Below are 20,762 nucleotides of genomic sequence, written 5' to 3'. Positions count from 1 at the left end.
CGCAGTGCTTTTGCAACCAACATCAGCTGTCTGATTCAATAGTATTTATTCAGCAATTTCTTCTAATGCGCTGGCAGCCCATTTTTCTATTTGTTTTCTAAATTTAGCTCGTGATGGTAATAAGCACACGTTTTTCAAAAGCTGACTGCCAATCTCTTTATTAGTAACACCAGAGTCAATCATTAATTGCCCAAATATTGCAGGATCACTTGTTCCCTCACCAAATTTTTCTTCTACAATTTGGGAGCGAAATTTAAAACTTCTATAAATATTTTGTGCGCTTGATTTATAGCCAGTATCGTTAGTGATAGCGCAAAACAGAACATGGCATAAGCTATTTAATTCAGATTGACTCAATTCAGGAAGGTAAATAAGTGTACCGCCTCCATAGCCACCAACCCCGACTGATTCAATAAAAAAACATTGAGCGCAAAAACAACATGCGGTCACCAGATTCGATAATCTGTTGTTGGTGTAATCATTATCAAGGTTTACAATTTCTTGAAACAAACGGGCTTGAAATCCGCAAAACTGGCAGGTATAGCGATCTCTGGTAAAAATTTTTTGCTCATACGACTTAAATCGCTCATCAATTTTTCTGGCTGAATACAAGCGCCAGGAACCTGGTGTAGCAATTAATTTTAATTCGCAGCGTTGTTGATTACCCGCCATATTCTCGGCTCACATTAAGCTGAATTTAAGAACTCTAGTGTCTTTACCATCCATAAAGTATGAACAATATCAATTTACAAAATTTTAGACACCTATAGGTAAATATAAGTCACAAATCACTTAAAACCCATTTCATCTGGATAAATAAATTGGGTAAGGAGTACTCCTCTACCCAATTTAAATCGAAACATACAACAGGCATGTTCCTTACTTAAATACTGTACCAGTAGGACCTGCAGTTGTTCCAGCACTTCCAAACATAGTTTGTCCTGTCACTCCTAAAATGGAAGGAAGGAATAATAATGCAGCGGCGATAAATACCAGTGCTATAGGAGTTCCAATTGGGATTTGAGTAGGATTATCTTTATGCTGCTTAAATTTCATAATAGCACCAATAGAAAATCCCAAACCGGCCAAATAGGATCCGGCTGTTATAAGTTTTGCTAAACTGGTAAACGAACCAGCAATAGTAGAAGCCATATTACCTATAGTAATTGATCCTGCTGCTGCCTCTTGACTGACCAATGCGATTAGTCCCATGCAAGCAGCGCTCATCAACCAGTATTTATATCCTGTTCTATTGACCATTTTACTTTTCACTATTCTCTCCTAATTTTATATTAGTCTAACCTGAACCATATAAAGTATTATTAATCATATTAATAGTACCTACAATATTGATTGCTAAAATCCCACCAAATACATGCATTAAGCCTTTTCCAGTACCTCCTGGGGGTTGCCCTTGAGATGCAGAGCGAGCAACTAATACCCATCCTCTGACAAATGCAATCAAACCAATAACCTGTATTAACATAGCTAATGGTCTTCCTACAACACTGCCATTACCAAAAAGTGTATCAAGCGCCTGATTATTGCTATTTATTGGAGCATATTGGAGTACATTTTGATAACCGAAGGTTGATTGCATAAAAACTTGAAATGCTGTTGGAAAATAAATCAATATTGCTCCAACCATCAGATACATTATGGGCTCTTTTATGCTAGCGCTATTCGACATCATAGTTCTAGCCTCACCGTAAACCTTCAAACTATAGATTGCCTTAAATATAAAAGCACTACCAATAAGATAAGCACCGCCTGTGATTAATCGCTCTACAGGCGCTAGTGAATTTGCAATATTCGTTAAAATATCAGCCTGACTTGCAATCCAGCATGAAACTGTGCCGCCAGTACAAGTTGCCATATATGCCTCAACTATCGTCTTGACTAAACTTAATTACTTGCCCAGAGCTGGTTAACACTCGACCCTGTATTGAGTCAATTAACTTAACCAGTCCATACCCTGCAATTTTCGTCCCTTCTCTTACTGTAATTGTAGAACCATTTGAGCCAATTAGCCATGCACGACCAGGAATTACTGCTTGGATATTATAAATAATACGCTGCGGTACAAAACGAACAACTTGTTTCACTTTTTTTGGTTGTGAACGTGTGATTAACATACTAATAACTTCAGATTGTTTGGCTAACTGATTGGATAAAGTCCCCATCACTTGGTTCAGATTTGCAATTTGTGTATTTAAATTATTTATATTATTGTTAATAGTTCCAATCTGATCGCTAAGTGCGCTCACCTCTGCCCTAAGACTTTGTTGAGAAGCTTCAATAGCTGAAACTTTATTTGCTAACTCTTTCTCGGCCTGTGAATCAATTTGTTGAACCTGTTGAACTTGCTGAACAGGCACTGGTGTAATTGTTGTTGGTACCGGTTGAGTTGCTGTAACCTGAGTTATAGGAGGAACGGCAGCTTTATTTGCAACTGGTTCTGACGCACTGGAGAAGAACAAGTAACCGATAAATTTATACAACACCATAACAAGAATAACTAAAACAACCGCAATTAAAGCATTGCGTTTAATATTCTTTTTATCAGAAAACTGCCCCTGCCCGGAAGATAAGTTATTGCTTTGCCTCACATCTGAGTCACCCATAGGCTCATCGTTAAGTGAATCCAGCTCTGCAAATCTATATTCATCATTATCTTGATCATGTTCTGCCATTATTCTCTGCCATCAAGTTAAATAGTTGTTACATCCTGAGTAAATAAAATTCCCAAACCAGTTCCCGAAAATACTTCAACTGTAGTTGGGGTATTAAATAATTGCTGGGCCTGTTGTCCCCAACTTTTGCCTACTGTTGCCAAACCGATAACGGCATTCTCAAGGGAGGATCGGCCAATACCATTGGATACAGTAATATTATTTCCACCACCGGTTCCACCAATGCTTACGGTAGTATTTGCTGACTGAAATGCATTACCAAAACCTTCAATAAAGGAAGATGCGAATAAAGAACCATAACGCATTAAATAATGATGGTCTGTTCTACTAGACAACGCAGTTCTTGCTGTATTGGGATCAATTGCGAAAGCAGATATAGACGTAGTTTTGGCTGCTCCAGGCACTGACATCGTGTTAAATGTGATAACCATTTTATCTGCATTGGATGGTAGATTAAAGCTACCTATCAATTTAGCCCCTTTCAATTTTCCGGTTACTATAGTTGCTAAAATGGGGCCTGGTTCATCACTGTTTACTGATGTATCCATCACAGCAAATACAATATCACCCGTTTTAATAATAGCCTTTTGAGCAGGTGCATTGTTCTGTGCCTGTCCTCCCTGGGATCCAGCATTTGTCGCTGAGCCGGCCGGTGCTATTTCACTCGCTGCTGCAGGTTTTTCCTCGGTTCCTGCCGTGTATACCTGGGTACTGACAGTTTTCCAGACTTGAATTGATTGATTGGCTGCAGAAAGCATATCCGAAGTTCTTTGCTGAATTTTTTGTTGGTATTTTTGTTCCGCCATTTGTTGATTTTGTTTATTCAAAATTGCCTGCAGCTGATCACTACTGGAACCAACCTGCGAGTTAGATGTTTGCTGTCCGGGAAAACCGGGAACACTTAACATCGAGGAAGGATTTTGTTGTAAATTGGGATCTTGCAAACCCGCCATGCTTGACTCAGCAGCAGAGAATCCGGCAGCTTGCAATTGACCTGCAGTGAACCCTGCTTCTTTTAATTCAGCCGCGGTATAACCTGCATTTCGAAGTTCCGCCGCACTATATCCAGCACTTTTCAAATCTGAAGCTGAGAACCCTGCATCTTTTAAATCTTTGGCACTGAATCCTGCATTTTTTAAATCAGAAGCTGAAAAACCTGCGTCCTTAAGTTCTTTGGCGCTAAATCCTGCACTCTTTAATTCTGCAGCGGAAAATCCTGCATCCTTTAAGTCTTTTGCACTGAATCCAGCTGCTTTAAGTTGAGCTGCTGAAAAACCTGCAGCTTTCAATTCTGCCGCACTAAACCCGGCATCCTTAAGTTCTTTTGCACTAAAACCTGCAGCTTTCAATTCTTGTGCTGAAAATCCCGCATCGCGTAATTCCTTGGCACTAAAACCAGCATCTTTCAGATCCTTCGCGCTAAAACCAGCAGCTTTTAATTCAGCAGCAGTAAATCCTGCATCTTTCAACTCTTTTGCCGTATAACCAGCTGCTTTTAATGCCGCAGCAGAACAGCCCATAGTTTGCTTGATAGTCAGAGCACTTACTCCTGCAGCCCTGGCTTTTTTTAATGACTCAACACTGCAATCCGCTGCCCTGCCACTGGCTATTATATCTGCTGGACTTAAACCGGCATCTTGTAATTGCTTCTGGGTAAAACCTGCAGCGAGTAATTCAGCAGGCGTAAACCCGGCATCCATTAATGATTTAGCATCAAAGCCGGCATTTTTTAATGCTTGTGCGCTACAGCCATTTAATTCTTTGATGCGTTTAGCAGAAACTCCGGCATTAAACAGTTTCTTCAACTTATCGGGATCACAACCTGCTGCCTTAACATCTGCATCGGACAAGGCACCTGCGGCGCTAATCTCTTGCGGAGTAAATCCGGCATCTGCCAATTCTGCGTCACTAAAACCAGCAGCCTTTAATGCCTGCGCACTGCATCCAGCATATTGCTTTATTAATGCAGCACTGACTCCAGCAGCTCTTTGTTTTTTTAATACATCAACATCACATCCAGCGTTTTTCACATCGGTGGGTGTTATTCCAGGAGGTAGTTCCGCTCCAGCGGCTCTAATTTGCGCAGCAGTGAAACCAGCCTTGGCCAAATCTTCTGGTGTAAATCCTGCATTTAATAAATCGCGAGCAGTAAACCCGGCTGCTCTTAATTCATCAGCTGAAAAACCTGCTTTCTTTAAATCTGCCGCACTGAAACCGGCATCTTTCAACTCTTGAGCAGTGTATCCAGCTGCTTTTAACTGTTCTGCAGTACATCCCGTAATTTTTCTGATTGCAGAAGCAGATACACCCGCTTTACGCAATTTTGTTAAGGCAGCAACACCACATCCGGCTTTTCTTACGTCATCTGCAGTTATCCCATCAGGTAAACCGCTGGCCTTGGCGATTTCATTATCAGAATATCCAGCTCCCTTTAATTCACCATCAGAAAATCCACCATCTTTCATTTCCTGCGCGGTAAATCCCGCATTTCGTAACTCACACGCATCAAAACCGCAAGTCCTTAGTCGTCCCGCTGTGTAACCGGCTTCTTTGAGTTGTCTGGCGTTATAGCCTGCGGCTTTTAACTCTTTGCACTCACAAACTTGTTCCAGATCCTTTAGAACAAAGCCACTGTCCTTGAGCTGCACGCAACTGCATGCTTGCTTCAAATCATTTAATAGAGCACCCTGATTTACAACTTTTGTAATGACTGATTTACTGCAACTGCCATTTTGCAAATCCTGTATCCATAAACTTCTTTGTGCACCCTCATCATCTTCTCGGGCTAAAGCAGAAAAACCTACTCCACTCTGCCCATTTTGCGAACCAATAACACCTACCCCTTCACCCAAAGCCTGGGTACGAATAATGGTTGGTATAGCGCTACCGCCAGTTGTTTCAGCCTGTTTTGCCTGAGTAACATTCTGCTCTTCCTGCAATTTGGCATATTGTGCTGTTGGATCAAGCACACCAGGAATAGATTGAATTCCTGGTGTGACACTAACTGCAGCTTTTGACAAAGGGCCTTGAATAGAACTTCGAAGCTTCATGTATCCAATAACTACTGCAACAACCAACAGGATTAACGTAAAAATGATAATCACTCGAGTTCGAGTATTGGAAAACAGTGACTTAATATTTTCTTTTCTGCTTGCCATTTGCTTATAACCCTTCCACCTTAAGTTGCATGACTTTACCATGCCAGGACACTAATAACACCGGAGATTTTTGCATTTCATAAGCATGCGTTCCATCTGCACTGGTCATGCTTGCTAACCAGCCCGGTGACAATATAGTGAGATTGGTTCTAACATACATCTTATTATTGGATAACCATGCACGTGCATCACCACCACTAACTACTAATCGTGAACTTCCAGCAGGAGGTACACCATCCAGAACATGAAGTAATATATCGCTGGCTGAAGGGGGTATCCCCTCTTCCATAGGCATGGTTTTTGCGTTAGGACCATATCCTTGAACACGCAAATCAACTCGATAATCAACTGCTTTCTGTCCAGGAATTAAAGTTAACATTACAGGTGTATTCAAACCTCTTAACCGCACAGCCAGATTACCGTAATTATATAACTTCATTGCCTGAATCATTAACGTATTACTGGTCTTATCCCATTGAATATTAAATGCAGAAGGATCGCCCAAATCATAGGCTGATATCGGCCATGGAGCACCAGTAGAATCCAGAAAAACCAGGGAAGAAACAAACCCTTGAGATAATCTGATCACCGGCGGGGTAGACCCAGGTGACAAATTAACAAATTGCGATGTTGCGGTAGGCTTTGGAGGAGTCCCCGCGGTAGATGCCTGAGCATACTCTGTTGTCTGATACATTTGCTTTAAACGAACAATTTGTTCTGGATTTAAAGGATACAAATTACGAGTCATATCTTTAAATGCTTTATTATCAATGATTTCAGTTTCTGATTGAGAAATTGCCTGATTATCACCGCTTGCAGGATTCTGTGACTGCTTTGTCTGTGGAGTTGGAGTCTGAGCAGTACTTGGAGGTGATTGAGTTGTCACATTGGCTGCAGGCGGAGCAGAATTTCCACTTGAATCATTAGATCCTTGACCATCCTGACCAGGATTCTGAGATAATTTTTGCTGCAGCAAACGTAATTGTTGTAAAGCCTGCTGTGCGTCATCACCCTGATTCGCTGCGTAACTTCCCAAGGATATAGAGCAGAGTACTCCAACGATAATTTGTACTTTAAATTTCATTTTTGCTTTGTTCATCATTAACTCACCCCACCACTGGCAGGTCCGACTACAAATTGTGATATACCAATACCACGAGGAGAATTTAAAGTGGATACACGCGTAATCAACATGGTTACAACGTTATTTTGTTGAGTAAATTCGCTGGCACTCTGATAAGTAACGAGTATAGGCATCTGTACCCGCCACGAAAAGCTGCCATTTAATACCCCTTTTTGTAAAATAATGGGTGCACGGGTTGCTACAGCTGAAACAATCAATTTCTTAGCCTTTACTGCATCCAGATTATTTGAAGACTGGAGGGCATTAAGAAACTGATCCCAGCCATCAGCAGTAAAGAAACCTGACGATGCCTGCAACTCATCTCTATAGTTAACGAAGTTATAAGTAAATGCTGCTATTGCGGCCTGATTCGCCCATTGCAATACGGCTGAATCTGATTGGTTCGGTTCATTTAAAGGAAAAAGAGGCGTAATACGTCCATTAATTGTTGTTGCAAAATATCGAGGAGCCGGAGGATGCGTTATTATATAAATCAGCAACGATCCCAAAACAAAATTAACCACAATAGCAATCAGAAGCGCTAATATTACTTTACGCTGGCTATCTTTATAAAACTGATTTCTTAATGCTACAACTGTTAAGGCATCTTCAGCCATAATATCCTCTATTTATTGCGGTATAACCCTTGGTACATCATCTGTTGGCGGATCAGGCTCTAATAAAGGTACAGATGATTCGTTTGGTGTCGGCATCGACGTAAGCTTGATCGGAGGAGTTACCCCACTGGTTGCATAATAATCTCGCTCTGGTTGATGCAGGTAAACATAAAATATTAATACACCAATAATAGTACTCATTAAAAGTGATAAAATTAAAACTACCAGCCCGCTTCGGTAAATATTAACATTAAAGTTTTTATTTCTTTTTATTAATAACCAATTTTCCCGGCTCATAACTTCCTCAATTTACCACAGCACGTCTAAAAGTAATTTCAACTCGGGCATTCGGTGATGTATCGCCACCCTGATTAAAACTTACTATAGGTTTATCACTACCTAATCCTTGTGTAAAGATAAAACGGCTGTCAATTCCTTGAGACCATAAATATTCACCCACAACTCGAGATCTGGCTAAAGTTAATGCCCGTTCTCTTTGAACGGATACATATTTACTACTGTAACTGGTTACAGTAATTGCTACTTTTCGAAACTGTTTAAGAAACGTGGATATTTCATTCAATAAACCATATGAAGACCATTTTATATGGGGAGTTTGATCGTCAAACAATGCGCTTGCCGGGATACTGATCAAATAATCCTGACCTATAGTCACTACTTTTATACCGCTTCTGTTCAATTTGGTAAAATATTTCATGATCGTTGAGTCACAGGCACCTTCAACTTTACAAGGCAGCTTTGGATCATCTTCATCTGGAATATATTTGGAACGATGACAAGCACTTACCAAAAGCAAGCCAATCAACCCAATGACGCGGATCATTACAATGATGTAGTTAGTACGCACTGATCTCACCCGTTATCCCCATTTTTGAAAATAGACTTCATGTGTTATCTATGTCTAACTATCTTAACCAAACAACCGATAATAAAAACATACAAATCATTACGTTACAATGAAATTAATAAAATTGCTATTTTTTTAAAGAATTTATTTATGCTGCTCTATGGAGTAGTGTTATTTTGATTGATTATGGAGAAAATAAAGGCACAATGAATTGCGATAATACTTTTGGATTGTTGAATAAGAAAGCCTGTAAGCATCAAAGAGTACCGATGTATCAAAGTACCAATAGTTAAGCGTTCACTCGTCCTACTGACAAGGTCGTAACATCTCATTAACCTGGGAATTTAGTCCTCCAGAACGCAGTACCCTCCTTCAAAGTAGCACTGTACTGGTGTTCCAGCCACTTTCCGGAGAACCCTCGTTTCACTCGGGATGACTGTTGTTTTAAAAGTCATCCTGAACTCAGTGAAGGTTCTCCAAAGGCAGACTAATTAATGAGTTCGTCAGGATAACTCTTCCTCACTTTTTTTAATGGCTTTCTCACGTTCAAGAGCAATTCGGGAAGATAAACTTTTTACGACATCAGTCAGTTCCTGAGGATCAATTACATCGCGTTCTTCAGGAGGATAACTTGTTGCCAATTGGAAGTCCTTAATCAATTCATTCGCAACAGTCCCGGCATATTTATCTTTAGCTCCAGCCAGTCGCTCTATCATCATCATCTGATTTCTTGTTTCATTAATAGGCAGTAAAGACTCAGAAAATGCCGCTTTGTCGCTGGCTAAAATTGGAGGAGCATTACGGTTAATCCTAAGAGTACTAAATATAGTCAAAGCACCTTCAACTTCTTCTTCTATAATATCCTCAACGGGTTCTGGCTCATTATGACCGTGGAACGCGATTAATGCCGCAACTCCTCGTTCAATAGGCTCCTCAATATTCGATTCTCTTAAAGCTTTGGTAATTAACGTGATCTCTTCATTTTCAACGTCTTTATTTATGCTTAAATCACCACTGTCCAATATTTGTTGGAATGATGACAACTGTTTTTGTAACTTCATCAGATAATCATCAGGTGGTGGTTCCACTTTCAAAAATTGATTAATTTTCAATTGTTTAACTGGTTTTGGATTCGCATAAAACATCCGTGCCCGAACAATTTTGGATTTAAAGAATATATGAGCTTCACCCTCGGTCTGTTCTTTTAAGTCCAATAAATCCACACGAGATCGTTTTTCAAATGATGAACTTTTTGTATCCATATAACTATTGGCGATACTGGTATCTTTAGTTTGAAATGAATCCACTTTTGTAACGTAGGCTTCACCTGCTGTTTTAGTGAAGAAATCCCAGGTTTCGGTCGGATCTTCCAGTTTCATACATATTTTAATGTTCGTGTTAGCGCCAATTGATGCGGCTTCTTCTTTAGATGCTTTTTGGAATGCCGGTAAATCCTGTCCCGCAAATATGGCTGAGAATCCTAAAGAACGTGCCTGAGCGGGTACTACGGCGAAGCCTTGAACCGCATAATATCCGTACTCATCAAGAATACACATATAAGGTGTAGGTGCATTGGTAGGTTTTCTTAAAATAACGTCGCGATAATCCCCTTCTACTTCTTCACCAAGTCCTGCTGCCATCATGGCTTTTAATGAAGACACAATAATTTTGCCGAGGTTTGATAACTCATCTGGAGATTTTTCCAGGGCAGGTAATAGCACTACTAAAATTCGTCGATTCAAAACAACGTCTTTAAAATCCACTTCAGCCAAATTGGTTCGAATAATATGACCATAAGTATCCGCTAGTGATGAGAAGCTTCGTACTAACTGCATTGTAATAAAACCATGTTGCTCCAGCACCTGTGATACCTGTTTTCCTTTTTTTTCCTTATTGTAACCCGGTAGAGTATTCAAATAGTTTCGTAACGGATCGGTTACCAGCTTGGGAACCTGCTCGATATTAACGCTCTCCTGATCGTCGCGAGGAAATACCTTATCAATAACTATGGACTCCAGCCGTTGAAGGTCAAAATAATTTCGTATGGAGTTTGCATCCAGGAGAATAGCGCCATCATCACGCATATAAACCAATAAACGCATTAAAGCTTCAACGAACGCGATAGCACGGCCTTTCCACATATCACCATCAGAGGATTGCCCTGATCCTCCCATCAAACTCACCACCAACTGGGTTAACATACTGGAAGAACCCTGACAAAAAGGGTTTAACGTATTAGACAGCCTTTTTTCCTGTGGGCCAACAATATCCCGTGCGCCAGTCATAAAGTTAATTAACAGCAGGTCATCTTCACGCCCCATACTTCGAACCATAGAGAAGACCTTTGCATAAAGAGAGTTATCCCCTTTACCATCCACATAGATGAATCCACTACCCTGAACCAGTGCATTATAAGCAAGAGAGACCAGACATTCTGTTTTACCACTACCAGTAGAGCCAAAGATTAGAGCATGTGTTCTCATATCATCGTTTGCAAACCACAGCTCTTCACCCGTTTTTCTATCATTTCCGAAAAATGCAATTCCTCTTGCTATATTGGGTTTATTAATCCCCGGCTTCAAATCATTATAATCTTTTACGCGAGCAATTTGTGGCAAACGGAATGGTAATTTTTGCTTTCGGGTATAACTGTAGAGGAAACATAAAGATCCAATTATCATTAATAAGGTGGCTACTTCAGAAAAATAATATGCTGCCGCGGACAGGGCAAACAGTAAAATGGCAATATTCGTGGGATCTGCAAAAAAATCCGCTAATCTTTGGGTTAAAGTTCGAGTATCCCTTAGGAGAAGGGTTGGATCTAACTCATGTCTACTATCAATACCGCGCATCATGGCTCTAACTCTCCCATTTGACGAGGTGTTAATTTAATCTCTTTAATTGCTATTTCCAAAGCTCTTATCGCTTCATCAATCATAGGGACTAAAGAACGACGACCCATCTCTTTTTCAGCACGCCAATGAGCAAATGGACCACCGACCTCAGCGTAAGGTGTTTGTCTGCCTACACAATTAAGCATATACCATAATCGTCTATCCACGGGTTTTAACCAAAGAAACTCAGAACTTGGAACCACTCCATCATCTCGAGCGCCTTCAAGCAAGGAAGCAAGTACGGTCAGCATGTAGGCATGTTTTGATATAATTTCTTGTACATTTTCAGCATTTTGATACTTTTTAATCACTGGTTTTGCAACTGAAAAATCGGGTTTTCCGGAGACAAAAGTAGCATCCAAGACTTTTAATATATTATTTGCCGCATCCCTATCCCGGTTCATTCGCGCGATAAAAACCGCCGCCAAAGCATAAGCCTGAGGGGTTAAACGTTCAAAACCATCCCAATAAGGTCCCAGTTGTAAGGTAAAAACTCGCTTTGCATCACCACGCCGGATGCCTGCAGTCATTTCCTGACCCGGAATAGGATTATCCAATATGGCATCATCCTTTCTCAATAACTTATATTTTCGGGCAAATTCCATAGGAGTCATAGCCATAGCCCAAGGACCTGTATTGACATCCTGACTGACTAAATCTTCTTTAATAATTGGCATAATTGCTGGCCAATTGAACTGCTCCTGGGCTCTCAAACTTTTCATGTCATGAGCTCTACGGAACTTTAAGGTTATATTCGATTTATAAAGGACTATGGCTAGCACGATCAAAACAAGAACAACCGGATAACGCATAAAATCACCGACGTTCCCCGTCATCTGCACCAATTGCCCCCAATCTACAGTAGAGGGGTCAAGAGTTTGCATCAGGTATATCTGATTGGTTAAGGCCTGATTATTGATAAACAAATTAACTAATTTAGCCTGCCAGACATTTATTTGAAACACAACACTGACTATATATTCATGTCCGAATTTCCAAATAAGAAATCCAGTAATAAACAACAGTATGATAATCCATACTGGTGCCATACCATTGTCTGATCCTGATTGCTGTTGCTGCTGAGCCATTGTTACAAACTTTTAATTAGGTTGTTTAATTCAAGTATATACTGCTCTGAGATAAATTTGCGATATTTTCACTAGAGATAACGCAAATTATGAAAATTATCAATTATCTATTTGTTTTAAAATCGCATCAGTTTGCTGTTAATTCTGCTTGAAAAAAACTGTTTCTGATATTTTCAATTTTTAAAAATCAAGAGATTGAGTCAGGTCAAGAAATTTTAATCAATCGGTTTCGTTCATATTTATATACACCACTGATATGCACAAAACGACTGATGTTTTCCAAATTTAACGTTTTATCTTTCAGGGTCAATAACATTTTACCCAGTTTATCAACGGGAGCTTTATCCGAAGAAAGCTGTAAAATATCTGACTGATTAATATATATAGCGACATAAGCTTCATTTTGTTTATTTTCTTTTGTTTTTAACAAAGCTTTAACGTCAGCTTCATCGGCATATATAGGTCGAGAGATCATTTGTTTGGGGAGATTAGCAATAATTTTCTCCCATGATTGAATTGTAGTGCCATCAGCAGAATATAAAGAAATGAAGATTTCCTGTTGACCACTTCTTAACGCGATACGGTTTGCCAGATGGGATTCTGCTTTAAGTTGAGCGCGGCTGCTGGCACCCAATTGATTTATAAATCCATCACGAATTTCAATTAAATTTTTACCGACAACTTTTAAAAAATTGGATTTATCCCATGGCCCTTTTTCTATGGCATCATTTAAGGCTTTTAAAACTGCTTCATTTTGTTCATCTGAGAGTCGATCTTTCATAACATCAATACTTTGGTTTGAGGGTATAGCACCCTAAATTAATAAGCATATAAATGAAGTATAACAGCATTTACAAAAATCGATGAGAGGAATTCACCTATTATAAATTTATAACCCAGGTGATGTGTAAGATGTACTTAAATTTTCATCTTGATCATAATCTGCTGATTCAGATTGATTGACTATCTTGTTGTCCAATGCATTTTGGACACCTGTCGCACAGTTTTCTAATAACTTCACAGTAAATTGATAATCAGGATCATCAGGTCTTAAGCTAAGCGCCCTATCAGTTTTCTGATGTAACCCTTTAACACGGGCTAACACTTCTTGATGGACAAACTCCGAGGGTACTCCTGCCTTTTCAGACGATGTACTGATGTGAAAACCGTATCTGTTGTCTCCGTACTTTAGATTTCCATCGCTTGCATTTGACATTCGGTAACTCCAACATATATAGCTTTATAAGGTTAGTCTAGCAAACTAAATTATCGAAAATTTTTGCTTCCTGAATAACTTTCGAATTCTTTACAAAAATTTATAGTATGAGTTTAATCATACATTAATTCATCTAAAGGAGTGTAATCTCGACTTGGTCCTCCTTGTATTAACTCATTGACCACATCAGTCATACATAACAAACGTAACACATTTGGAGTGACTTCATCAAATACTACACGAATCCCTAATAACGCTCCTTCAGTCTCATCAAATGTTGCCCCTAAACCATACCCAAGACACAGTGAGCACAATTGATCAGCTCGCTTGGCTATAGCAGGCAATAAACCAGTATCTGAAAATACCTCATCGTAACTTACAAATCGATCATTCAAATAGAACTTGGCATTCAAGGCCGCAGCAATTATCCCCATACATTTACTGATATCTCGTTCCATTTATCTCCACCATGGTTGCGAAGATTTAATGGGTCCAGCCAGGATACTTCTAATCCATCGCAAGAAAACAGGTATGGTAAAACCATAATGTTCAACGATACCAAAGAATACAGCTGAGACTAATACCAAAATCCCGGTCCAAACCCTGATATGCATTAAAAATAAAAAAATTGGAAACGCTGCTCGAGCATCCACAATAAAAAAACGAGCACTTCGTGCTGAATCACGCCAGTGACTTGTTGCAGAAAAACCCCCAGCCATACTCTAACCTCAAGAACAATTCTCTTAAGAAAAGTATATACCTAAAAAAAAGCTTTCGCACCAGACTAAATTGAATATTTAAGTCTTTAACGCATTAATTAAAACTGAAATTTATTCCATTGGAGAAAATTCTTTTGACAGATTCGCTCTTAGACTGTTAGTAAGAACATCTTCCATTTTAGAAGATGGTTTTAATTGAGGAGCCGAGGTGAATTGATTTGTATTCGCATCAATAGGTTCTGAACTGTCCTCAGCATATACCGTATCAGTACCTGAGGATTTTCTTTGCCCATGCATTTTTGCCAACATTTTAGAAGTACTATTAATATCCATAAGAACTCCTCACGAAACATCTATTGGATTAAGATAGCACAAACAAATTAAGGAATTATTAAGAATTAACTATTTTTTTTAAAATCGCAGGAGCTGTTGATCTAAAAATCACATCAAAGCCCTAGTACTGCGTCTTAATCTAGTGATAATAAATCATTAGTCAATTTAAAATTAAGCTACTTTCCTACCTGCTTCATCGATAAGATCTTTTAATACCAACACCATAGAATCTGCTGTCTCGTTATCATAGGGGACAGAATTGTTCGATGTTTGCCAAATGCCTTGAGGCCATAGACTATCCGATACATTTCGTGCAATTACATGCACATGCAACTGCGATACTACATTGCCAAGAGCACCGATATTCAATTTATCTGGTTTAAAATAGGTGGCCACCAGAAGAGATAATTGATTCATTTCTTCCATGAGTATCTGACGATCCTGTTTATTCAACTGATATATTTCTTGAACGTTTTCAACTCTGGGAACCAATATAAACCAGGGAAATTGAGCTTCATTTTTTAAAAAAACTCGAGATAATGGCCAATCGCCAAGAAAGAAACCTGTAGATTGAATTCGCTCATCTATATCAAACAAAAGACTCTCACACTGAGTATTAATCACCTATTCTAACAAAACAGATTTCATAATTTAAATAAGTCATCGATAAATTTTAATAAACCTATTGAGAAATGATCCCATTTTAAGTTATGTTGAAATAACCTATTGAAAAATAGGCCGTTAACAATTGTCATTTATGGACGAATGCAATTGATCAGCTGACACCCAAACGTCAGTCGACGATTGATAAGCTTTAGCAAAAGGAGGATTCATGGCTAGAGGCGAAGTCAAATGGTTTAATAATGCCAAAGGTTGGGGTTTTATTATTCCGGAAGGTGGTGGTGAGGATATTTTTGTTCATTTCTCATCTATTCATGGTACTGGTTACAAAACACTGGTTCCAGGTCAGGCAGTCACCTACGATGTGGAAAATGGCGAAAGAGGCCTCCATGCTTCAAACGTTATTGCACTAAGTGAGACGGCTGAAGAAGAAATGGCTTGATTTGAGTAATCTTTTAAACTTTAGCGCAGCAGCATCTTTAATAATTGTGCTGCTGCGTCCATCATATTGATGTATTATGACCCTTATTTAATACATGGGTCAGTATATGCCGATGAAACAAGGTTTATTACTTATTAATCTGGGAACACCAACCAGTGCTGACGTTTCAGCAGTCAGAGCCTATTTACGTGAATTTCTAACAGATAAACGCGTTATTGATTTACCCGTATTCTTGCGTTATTTACTTGTTTACCTTGTTATTCTACCCTTCAGAGCAAAAAAGTCTGCCCATGCCTACCAGCTAATTTGGTCGGATGAGGGATCGCCTTTATTGTTTCACAGTCAAAAAGTAATCAATCAAATACAATTAAAATTGGGATCTGATTTCAAAGTCGTCCTGGGTATGCGCTACGCCACTCCCTCTATTTTAAATGCCCTGGATCAATTAAAGGAATGTGACTCCATTACCATTCTGCCTTTATATCCACAATATTCGTCTGCAGCAACCGGATCATCAATTGAAGAGGTGATGCGTATTCTGTCACAAAAAGAAGTCATACCATCATTAACCGTTATTAGAGAGTTCTATCAACATCCCTCGTATATTAATGCTCAAGCCCAAATGATACGTAATCACATCAATGAGAATGACTTTCTTCTTTTCAGTTATCATGGAATACCTGAACGACAAATTCAAAAGAGTGGGTGTAAGACTGTATGTCAAGAGAGTTGCCCGATTGTGTCAATAAATAATCAAGGCTGTTATAAAGCACAGTGCCATCAGACCAGTCGACTATTAGCAAACGCATTAAACTTAAATGAAAACCAATACAAAACCTCCTTCCAATCCAGACTGGGTAAAACACCCTGGATTAAACCCTACACCGATGAAGTCTTATCAGAATTAGCGGAACAAGGAGTTAAAAATCTTGCGATAGTTTGTCCTTCCTTTGTTACTGATTGCCTTGAAACATTGGAGGAAATTGGAATCAGAACAAAAGAACAATGGCTACAACTGGGTGGCAATAAATTTACCTTGATACCGTGCATGAATGATGATTCAGATTGGATTGACGCGATTATAGATCTCTTAAAAAGTACATAGTCAAATAATGAATTCGTGTTGCTACTGATAAACAACAAAAAATTATCATAAAAAATAAATAATTATTGATAAACGATAATTATTTATTATAATGCTAATGTATTTAACTCGGTTGAGGATATTTATCATGCAAAAAATTAAACGAACCAGTCACATTTTATCTCTTCTTTTTCGCACACTCTGTTGGGCACTACCCCTTGGTACGGCTTATCTGATCCTGTTTCATTTGGAAGTGATGTTACATTGGGGGGCATGGCACTCTATCTTTTCTGGAGCCCTTGTTGAGAACCCCTCTCAGTTTTCATTAACTCACCGTTTGATTATTCTCACTATAGAATTAGTTCCAATATCCATTACCGTTCTTATCTGTCGTCTCCTCGCCAAACTCTTTCGCTTGTATGAACAAGGCGCGTTATTTGAAGAAGAAAATATTAAATTAATTAAAAATATTAGTATCTACATGATCCTTGGAGAATTAATTCAATTAATTTACCAACCCCTGATTACCGCAGCATTGACCTTTAATAATCCTGTAGGTAAACGCATGGCGAGCATTACCCTCGGATCAACCAATGCTACTACATTGATTACTGCGTTTATTATTCTGCTTGCTTCCTGGATTGTTAAAGAAGCTCATCAGTTAAAATCAGACGCCCAATTAACAATTTAAGGATAAAACATGGCTATAATTGTTAATTTGGATGTCATAATGGCTAAAAGAAAATGCCGATTAAAAGATCTCGCTGAAGCAATTGGAATTACCGAAGCCAATTTATCCATATTAAAAAATGGTAAAGCCAAGGCAATTCGTTTTGCAACTCTTGAAGCGATTTGTAACTATTTGCAATGCCAGCCGGGCGATCTCATAGAATATCAAACAGACCTTAAACAGGACACGTATTAAAAACAATCAATTTCCAGGTTCTAACGAAACTTCTCAACACGTCCGAGATGTCGTTTATTGACGGTGTTGAGAAGTTACAATCAAGCCTATGGCCGGACGTTTTCATTTCCTGTACTATGTCGACCTTGTTTTTATAACTTGTTCTTCAGGAGATAATATTGAAACGGATCTTTTTTTTAATGACTTTATTTGCTTCTCAAGCCATAGGCTCTGTATTCAGTCATGAAGAGGTGCAGCATTTAAAAAAACATTTTTTCGCCAACTTTCACCCCAATGGATCTATTGTAGCCTCCCCTTCACAACATGAACCAAATTACTATTATGACTGGGTACGAGATTCCGCCATAGCGATGGGTCTGGTTGAAACCTGGTATGAATCCACTGATGCAGCAAAATATAAAAATAGAATGTTAGATTATGTTTCCTGGACACAAAACATTCAACATCAACACGATCCTCTTCCTGAACACGATATTTTGGGTGAGCCCAAATTTTATATTGATGGTTATCCCTTTGATGGACCTTGGGGTAGGCCACAAAATGATGGTCCAGCGCTGCGTGCCTCAGTTCTCATTCGTTTTGCTCAAAAATTGCTGGATAAAAACGAAGTAAATTACGTACAAACCCATTTATATAACAAAAGCCTGGATCCCCAAACTATGGGCGTAATCAAAATGGATTTGGAATATACGGCTCACCATTGGCAGGATGCTAATTTTGACCTCTGGGAAGAAGTCCTCGGAGATCACTTTTTTACGGCCATGGCACAAAAGAAAGCCATGATTGACGGAGCAGAACTGGCGCATAGACTGAATGATGAAGAGGCTGCAGTTTATTATGAAATTCAAGCCAACTTGATTGATAATCGCTTGAAACAACATATTGATCATAAAAATAAATTGATTCAGGCAACCCTCTTACCTCATTCAGGCCCACAGAAAAACTTGGAAATAGATACCTCAATTATTTTGGGAATCCTCCTTAATCCACAAAGTACTGGTGTGTTTTCACCCCATCATCATTTTGTTAAAAATACCGTGAAGGCATTACATCAACAATTTAATTTAATGTTTCCAATTAATAAAAACAGTTCTGGAGCAATATTGTTTGGACGATATCCAGGAGATACCTACGATGGGTACCATACAGACAGCATGGGAAATCCCTGGTTTATACTTACTGCGACAATGGCGGAGTATTACTATACATTGGCAGATAACTTAGCCTTCACACCCACTAATAAACCATTAATTATCAAATATGTAAAAACAGGGGATGACTATTTAAAGCTCATTAAGAAATATGCCCCTGAAATGAAGTTAAGTGAACAGATAAATTTAGTTACAGGTGAACAGCAAGGCGCTGTTTCACTTACATGGAGTTATGTTTCAGTGCTCCGTGCTCTCAATTTAAGAGAGCGGATGGATCAGAAAATTAAAGTATAAGTTAACTCAGTAACCTTAATTTCATAATCTTTTGTATTTTGAAACAAGAGCATCATCCTCAACAGGATGATGCTTCTATCTATTATACATCGCACCAGTGAACACCAGATTGAACACTAAAAAGCTTCAACAACATATGTTCTCTTTAATTTTAAAATCTAATACACCCAGTGGACCCTAGTTGTTTACAAAATGAACTATAATTTTAAAATCGTATAATAAATTATAAATGAATTGATTTTAAAACAACTCATAAAACTATGGAGAATCATAAATGAGCGATTTACGACCCATTCAAACCGGTCATTCATTCGCCAAAGATCCACTAATAGCTGCAAAGGAATTACATGCAGCTGTCTATCAACCAAACATGGAACTCATTATATTTTTTTGTTCAAGTCATTATGACCTTGATAAACTAGCAGACGCATTAAATTCACTGTTTCCAAATGAGCAGGTTATAGGATGTACAACTGCAGGTGAAATTGGACCCGGTGGTTATTCAGAATATACTCTCTCAGGAGTGAGTTTCTCCAGCAATGGTTTTAAAGTAGCGACAGGATATGTAAATGATTTGAAGAATCTGAATAATGAGAAAAGCCATGAGTTCGTTAATACATTGCTTCAACAACTTGAAGTGAAAGCACCTGATACGACACCTTTTAACAGTTTTGCATTTTTGATGATTGATGGTATGTCTCTTCGAGAAGAACCAACCGCACGTAAGTTCCAAAATGCACTAGGAGAAGTGACTCTTTTTGGAGTGGGGAGCTTCTTTATAGTCGAAAAGATGGGAGTGTTTTCTGGCAATCCTGGAATGTTGCTCCTGTGTTTAATGAGCATGGGGTAATTCTACATTTCGTAGGCGTAGGAGAAGATATTACTGAAAAGAAGAAATTACAATCTTTACTTCAGGACATGTCCTATATGGATGGATTGACCGGGATTGCAAATCGTCGTAGATTCGATGACTTTCTTAATCATGAATGGAATCGTGCATGTCGTAATTCCAAATCTTTAGCAATCATTATGACGGATATCGATTTCTTTAAACGTTATAATGATAGCCTAGGTCACCTGGCAGGCGACGATGCTCTAAAGCGTGTTGCACAGCCTTAAAAAGTAAAATACGGCGTACCACTGACTTGATAGCACGATATGGCGGCGAAGAATTTGCATGTATTCTGCCTGATACTGATTTAGAGGGTGCCAAGTTAATGGCTGAGCAGCTCCAAAAAGTTGTTTGTGCAATAAAACTACCTCATCCCGATTCAAACATTTCGCAATTTGTAACAATTAGTATTGGAGTTGCTTGCTGTATTCCGCATCACGGTGAGCCAATCAAGTTGTTAGATCTTGCTGATAAGGCATTGTATCGTGCTAAAACTTTAGGACGTAATCGTATTGAAGTTATTGACGCAACGAAACTTAAGTAATACCTATTGAATACCACCTCATGGTCTCAAACAGATCAAATCAATCAAATTCCCAAATCACTAGAAATGCTGAGTTGTAAACAATGTCCCCGACCTATAC

Annotated in this window: 23 protein-coding genes and 1 pseudogene; 7 read left to right on the top strand and 17 right to left on the bottom strand. The window is 38.8% G+C overall.

Annotated elements, in window-relative coordinates; translation table 11 throughout:
• Window positions 1-45: 45 nt before the first annotated feature.
• From icmJ to Lqua_RS00650, 17 genes are all read right to left on the bottom strand, one after another.
• Entirely contained in the window at window positions 46-672 is a 627-nt protein-coding gene (gene icmJ, locus Lqua_RS00730; RefSeq protein ID WP_058472400.1) for a type IVB secretion system protein IcmJDotN, read from the bottom strand.
• A gap of 207 nt (window positions 673-879) precedes the next feature.
• Window positions 880-1,260 (bottom strand): hypothetical protein, encoded by a 381-nt coding sequence (locus Lqua_RS00725; protein WP_058472449.1) that lies wholly within the window; start codon window positions 1,258-1,260, stop codon window positions 880-882.
• Window positions 1,261-1,297: 37 nt separating this feature from the next.
• Window positions 1,298-1,876, bottom strand: coding sequence for a hypothetical protein (locus Lqua_RS00720; RefSeq protein ID WP_058472399.1), 579 nt, complete (start codon window positions 1,874-1,876; stop codon window positions 1,298-1,300).
• 7 nt (window positions 1,877-1,883) lie between these two features.
• Complete coding sequence (gene icmG, locus Lqua_RS00715) at window positions 1,884-2,696, bottom strand: type IVB secretion system protein IcmG/DotF (protein ID WP_172459545.1); 813 nt, start codon at window positions 2,694-2,696, stop codon at window positions 1,884-1,886.
• A gap of 14 nt (window positions 2,697-2,710) precedes the next feature.
• The gene (gene dotG, locus Lqua_RS00710; RefSeq protein WP_058472397.1) at window positions 2,711-5,851 is read right to left on the bottom strand and encodes a type IVB secretion system protein DotG/IcmE; all 3,141 of its coding nucleotides are present in this window, start codon (window positions 5,849-5,851) and stop codon (window positions 2,711-2,713) included.
• Window positions 5,852-5,855: 4 nt separating this feature from the next.
• Complete coding sequence (locus tag Lqua_RS00705) at window positions 5,856-6,950, bottom strand: DotH/IcmK family type IV secretion protein (RefSeq protein ID WP_058472448.1); 1,095 nt, start codon at window positions 6,948-6,950, stop codon at window positions 5,856-5,858.
• Between the two features lie 2 nt (window positions 6,951-6,952).
• Complete coding sequence (locus Lqua_RS00700) at window positions 6,953-7,591, bottom strand: type IVB secretion system apparatus protein IcmL/DotI (protein ID WP_058472396.1); 639 nt, start codon at window positions 7,589-7,591, stop codon at window positions 6,953-6,955.
• A gap of 12 nt (window positions 7,592-7,603) precedes the next feature.
• Window positions 7,604-7,888 (bottom strand): type IVB secretion system protein IcmM/DotJ, encoded by a 285-nt coding sequence (icmM, locus tag Lqua_RS00695; protein WP_058472395.1) that lies wholly within the window; start codon window positions 7,886-7,888, stop codon window positions 7,604-7,606.
• A gap of 7 nt (window positions 7,889-7,895) precedes the next feature.
• A complete protein-coding gene (gene icmN / locus Lqua_RS00690) occupies window positions 7,896-8,468 on the bottom strand; it encodes a type IVB secretion system protein IcmN/DotK (protein ID WP_058472394.1) in 573 nt (190 codons plus the stop codon).
• 494 nt (window positions 8,469-8,962) lie between these two features.
• Window positions 8,963-11,314 (bottom strand): TraM recognition domain-containing protein, encoded by a 2,352-nt coding sequence (locus Lqua_RS00685; RefSeq protein ID WP_058472393.1) that lies wholly within the window; start codon window positions 11,312-11,314, stop codon window positions 8,963-8,965.
• On the bottom strand, window positions 11,311-12,441 hold the full coding sequence (gene icmP / locus Lqua_RS00680) for a type IVB secretion system coupling complex protein DotM/IcmP (RefSeq protein WP_058472392.1): 1,131 nt from the start codon (window positions 12,439-12,441) through the stop codon (window positions 11,311-11,313). Before icmP ends, Lqua_RS00685 begins: the two co-directional genes overlap by 4 nt.
• Window positions 12,442-12,646: 205 nt before the next feature.
• Window positions 12,647-13,222 (bottom strand): Dot/Icm secretion system protein IcmQ, encoded by a 576-nt coding sequence (gene icmQ / locus Lqua_RS00675; RefSeq protein WP_058472391.1) that lies wholly within the window; start codon window positions 13,220-13,222, stop codon window positions 12,647-12,649.
• A 108-nt stretch (window positions 13,223-13,330) separates the two neighbouring features.
• The gene (locus tag Lqua_RS00670) at window positions 13,331-13,657 is read right to left on the bottom strand and encodes a hypothetical protein (RefSeq protein ID WP_058472390.1); all 327 of its coding nucleotides are present in this window, start codon (window positions 13,655-13,657) and stop codon (window positions 13,331-13,333) included.
• Window positions 13,658-13,770: 113 nt separating this feature from the next.
• Window positions 13,771-14,115, bottom strand: coding sequence for a type IV secretion IcmS family protein (locus Lqua_RS00665; RefSeq protein ID WP_058472389.1), 345 nt, complete (start codon window positions 14,113-14,115; stop codon window positions 13,771-13,773).
• On the bottom strand, window positions 14,116-14,376 hold the full coding sequence (icmT, locus tag Lqua_RS00660; protein WP_058472388.1) for an IcmT/TraK family protein: 261 nt from the start codon (window positions 14,374-14,376) through the stop codon (window positions 14,116-14,118).
• A 111-nt stretch (window positions 14,377-14,487) separates the two neighbouring features.
• Window positions 14,488-14,709 (bottom strand): hypothetical protein, encoded by a 222-nt coding sequence (locus Lqua_RS00655; protein ID WP_058472387.1) that lies wholly within the window; start codon window positions 14,707-14,709, stop codon window positions 14,488-14,490.
• Between the two features lie 171 nt (window positions 14,710-14,880).
• Window positions 14,881-15,306 (bottom strand): HIT domain-containing protein, encoded by a 426-nt coding sequence (locus tag Lqua_RS00650; protein ID WP_058472386.1) that lies wholly within the window; start codon window positions 15,304-15,306, stop codon window positions 14,881-14,883.
• A 235-nt stretch (window positions 15,307-15,541) separates the two neighbouring features.
• Here Lqua_RS00650 and Lqua_RS00645 point away from each other — a divergent pair, with 235 nt between their 5' ends.
• The 7 genes and pseudogenes from Lqua_RS00645 to Lqua_RS18970 form a co-directional block, all read left to right on the top strand.
• Window positions 15,542-15,772, top strand: a complete 231-nt coding sequence (locus Lqua_RS00645) for a cold-shock protein (protein ID WP_058472385.1) — start codon at window positions 15,542-15,544, stop codon at window positions 15,770-15,772.
• A gap of 112 nt (window positions 15,773-15,884) precedes the next feature.
• Window positions 15,885-16,877 (top strand): ferrochelatase, encoded by a 993-nt coding sequence (gene hemH, locus Lqua_RS00640; RefSeq protein WP_058472447.1) that lies wholly within the window; start codon window positions 15,885-15,887, stop codon window positions 16,875-16,877.
• Between the two features lie 127 nt (window positions 16,878-17,004).
• Window positions 17,005-17,547 carry a DUF2975 domain-containing protein gene (locus Lqua_RS00635; RefSeq protein WP_058472384.1) on the top strand — a complete coding sequence of 181 codons (543 nt, stop codon included), beginning with the start codon at window positions 17,005-17,007 and terminating at the stop codon, window positions 17,545-17,547.
• Window positions 17,548-17,556: 9 nt separating this feature from the next.
• Entirely contained in the window at window positions 17,557-17,781 is a 225-nt protein-coding gene (locus tag Lqua_RS00630) for a helix-turn-helix domain-containing protein (RefSeq protein ID WP_058472383.1), read from the top strand.
• 179 nt (window positions 17,782-17,960) lie between these two features.
• The gene (locus tag Lqua_RS00625) at window positions 17,961-19,226 is read left to right on the top strand and encodes a glycoside hydrolase family 15 protein (RefSeq protein ID WP_058472382.1); all 1,266 of its coding nucleotides are present in this window, start codon (window positions 17,961-17,963) and stop codon (window positions 19,224-19,226) included.
• A gap of 274 nt (window positions 19,227-19,500) precedes the next feature.
• A complete protein-coding gene (locus tag Lqua_RS00620) occupies window positions 19,501-20,076 on the top strand; it encodes an FIST N-terminal domain-containing protein (RefSeq protein ID WP_083501216.1) in 576 nt (191 codons plus the stop codon).
• Window positions 20,034-20,662 (top strand): annotated as a pseudogene (locus tag Lqua_RS18970) (GGDEF domain-containing protein); the annotation flags it as partial. The gene Lqua_RS00620 and the pseudogene Lqua_RS18970, both read left to right, overlap by 43 nt.
• Window positions 20,663-20,762: the final 100 nt, after the last annotated feature.

Source organism: Legionella quateirensis, assembly GCF_001467955.1.
In the GTDB taxonomy this organism is placed as follows: Bacteria; Pseudomonadota; Gammaproteobacteria; order Legionellales; family Legionellaceae; genus Legionella; species Legionella quateirensis.
The sequence above is the reverse complement of the archived record's forward strand: the minus strand, read 5'-3'. Positions and strand labels throughout refer to the sequence as shown.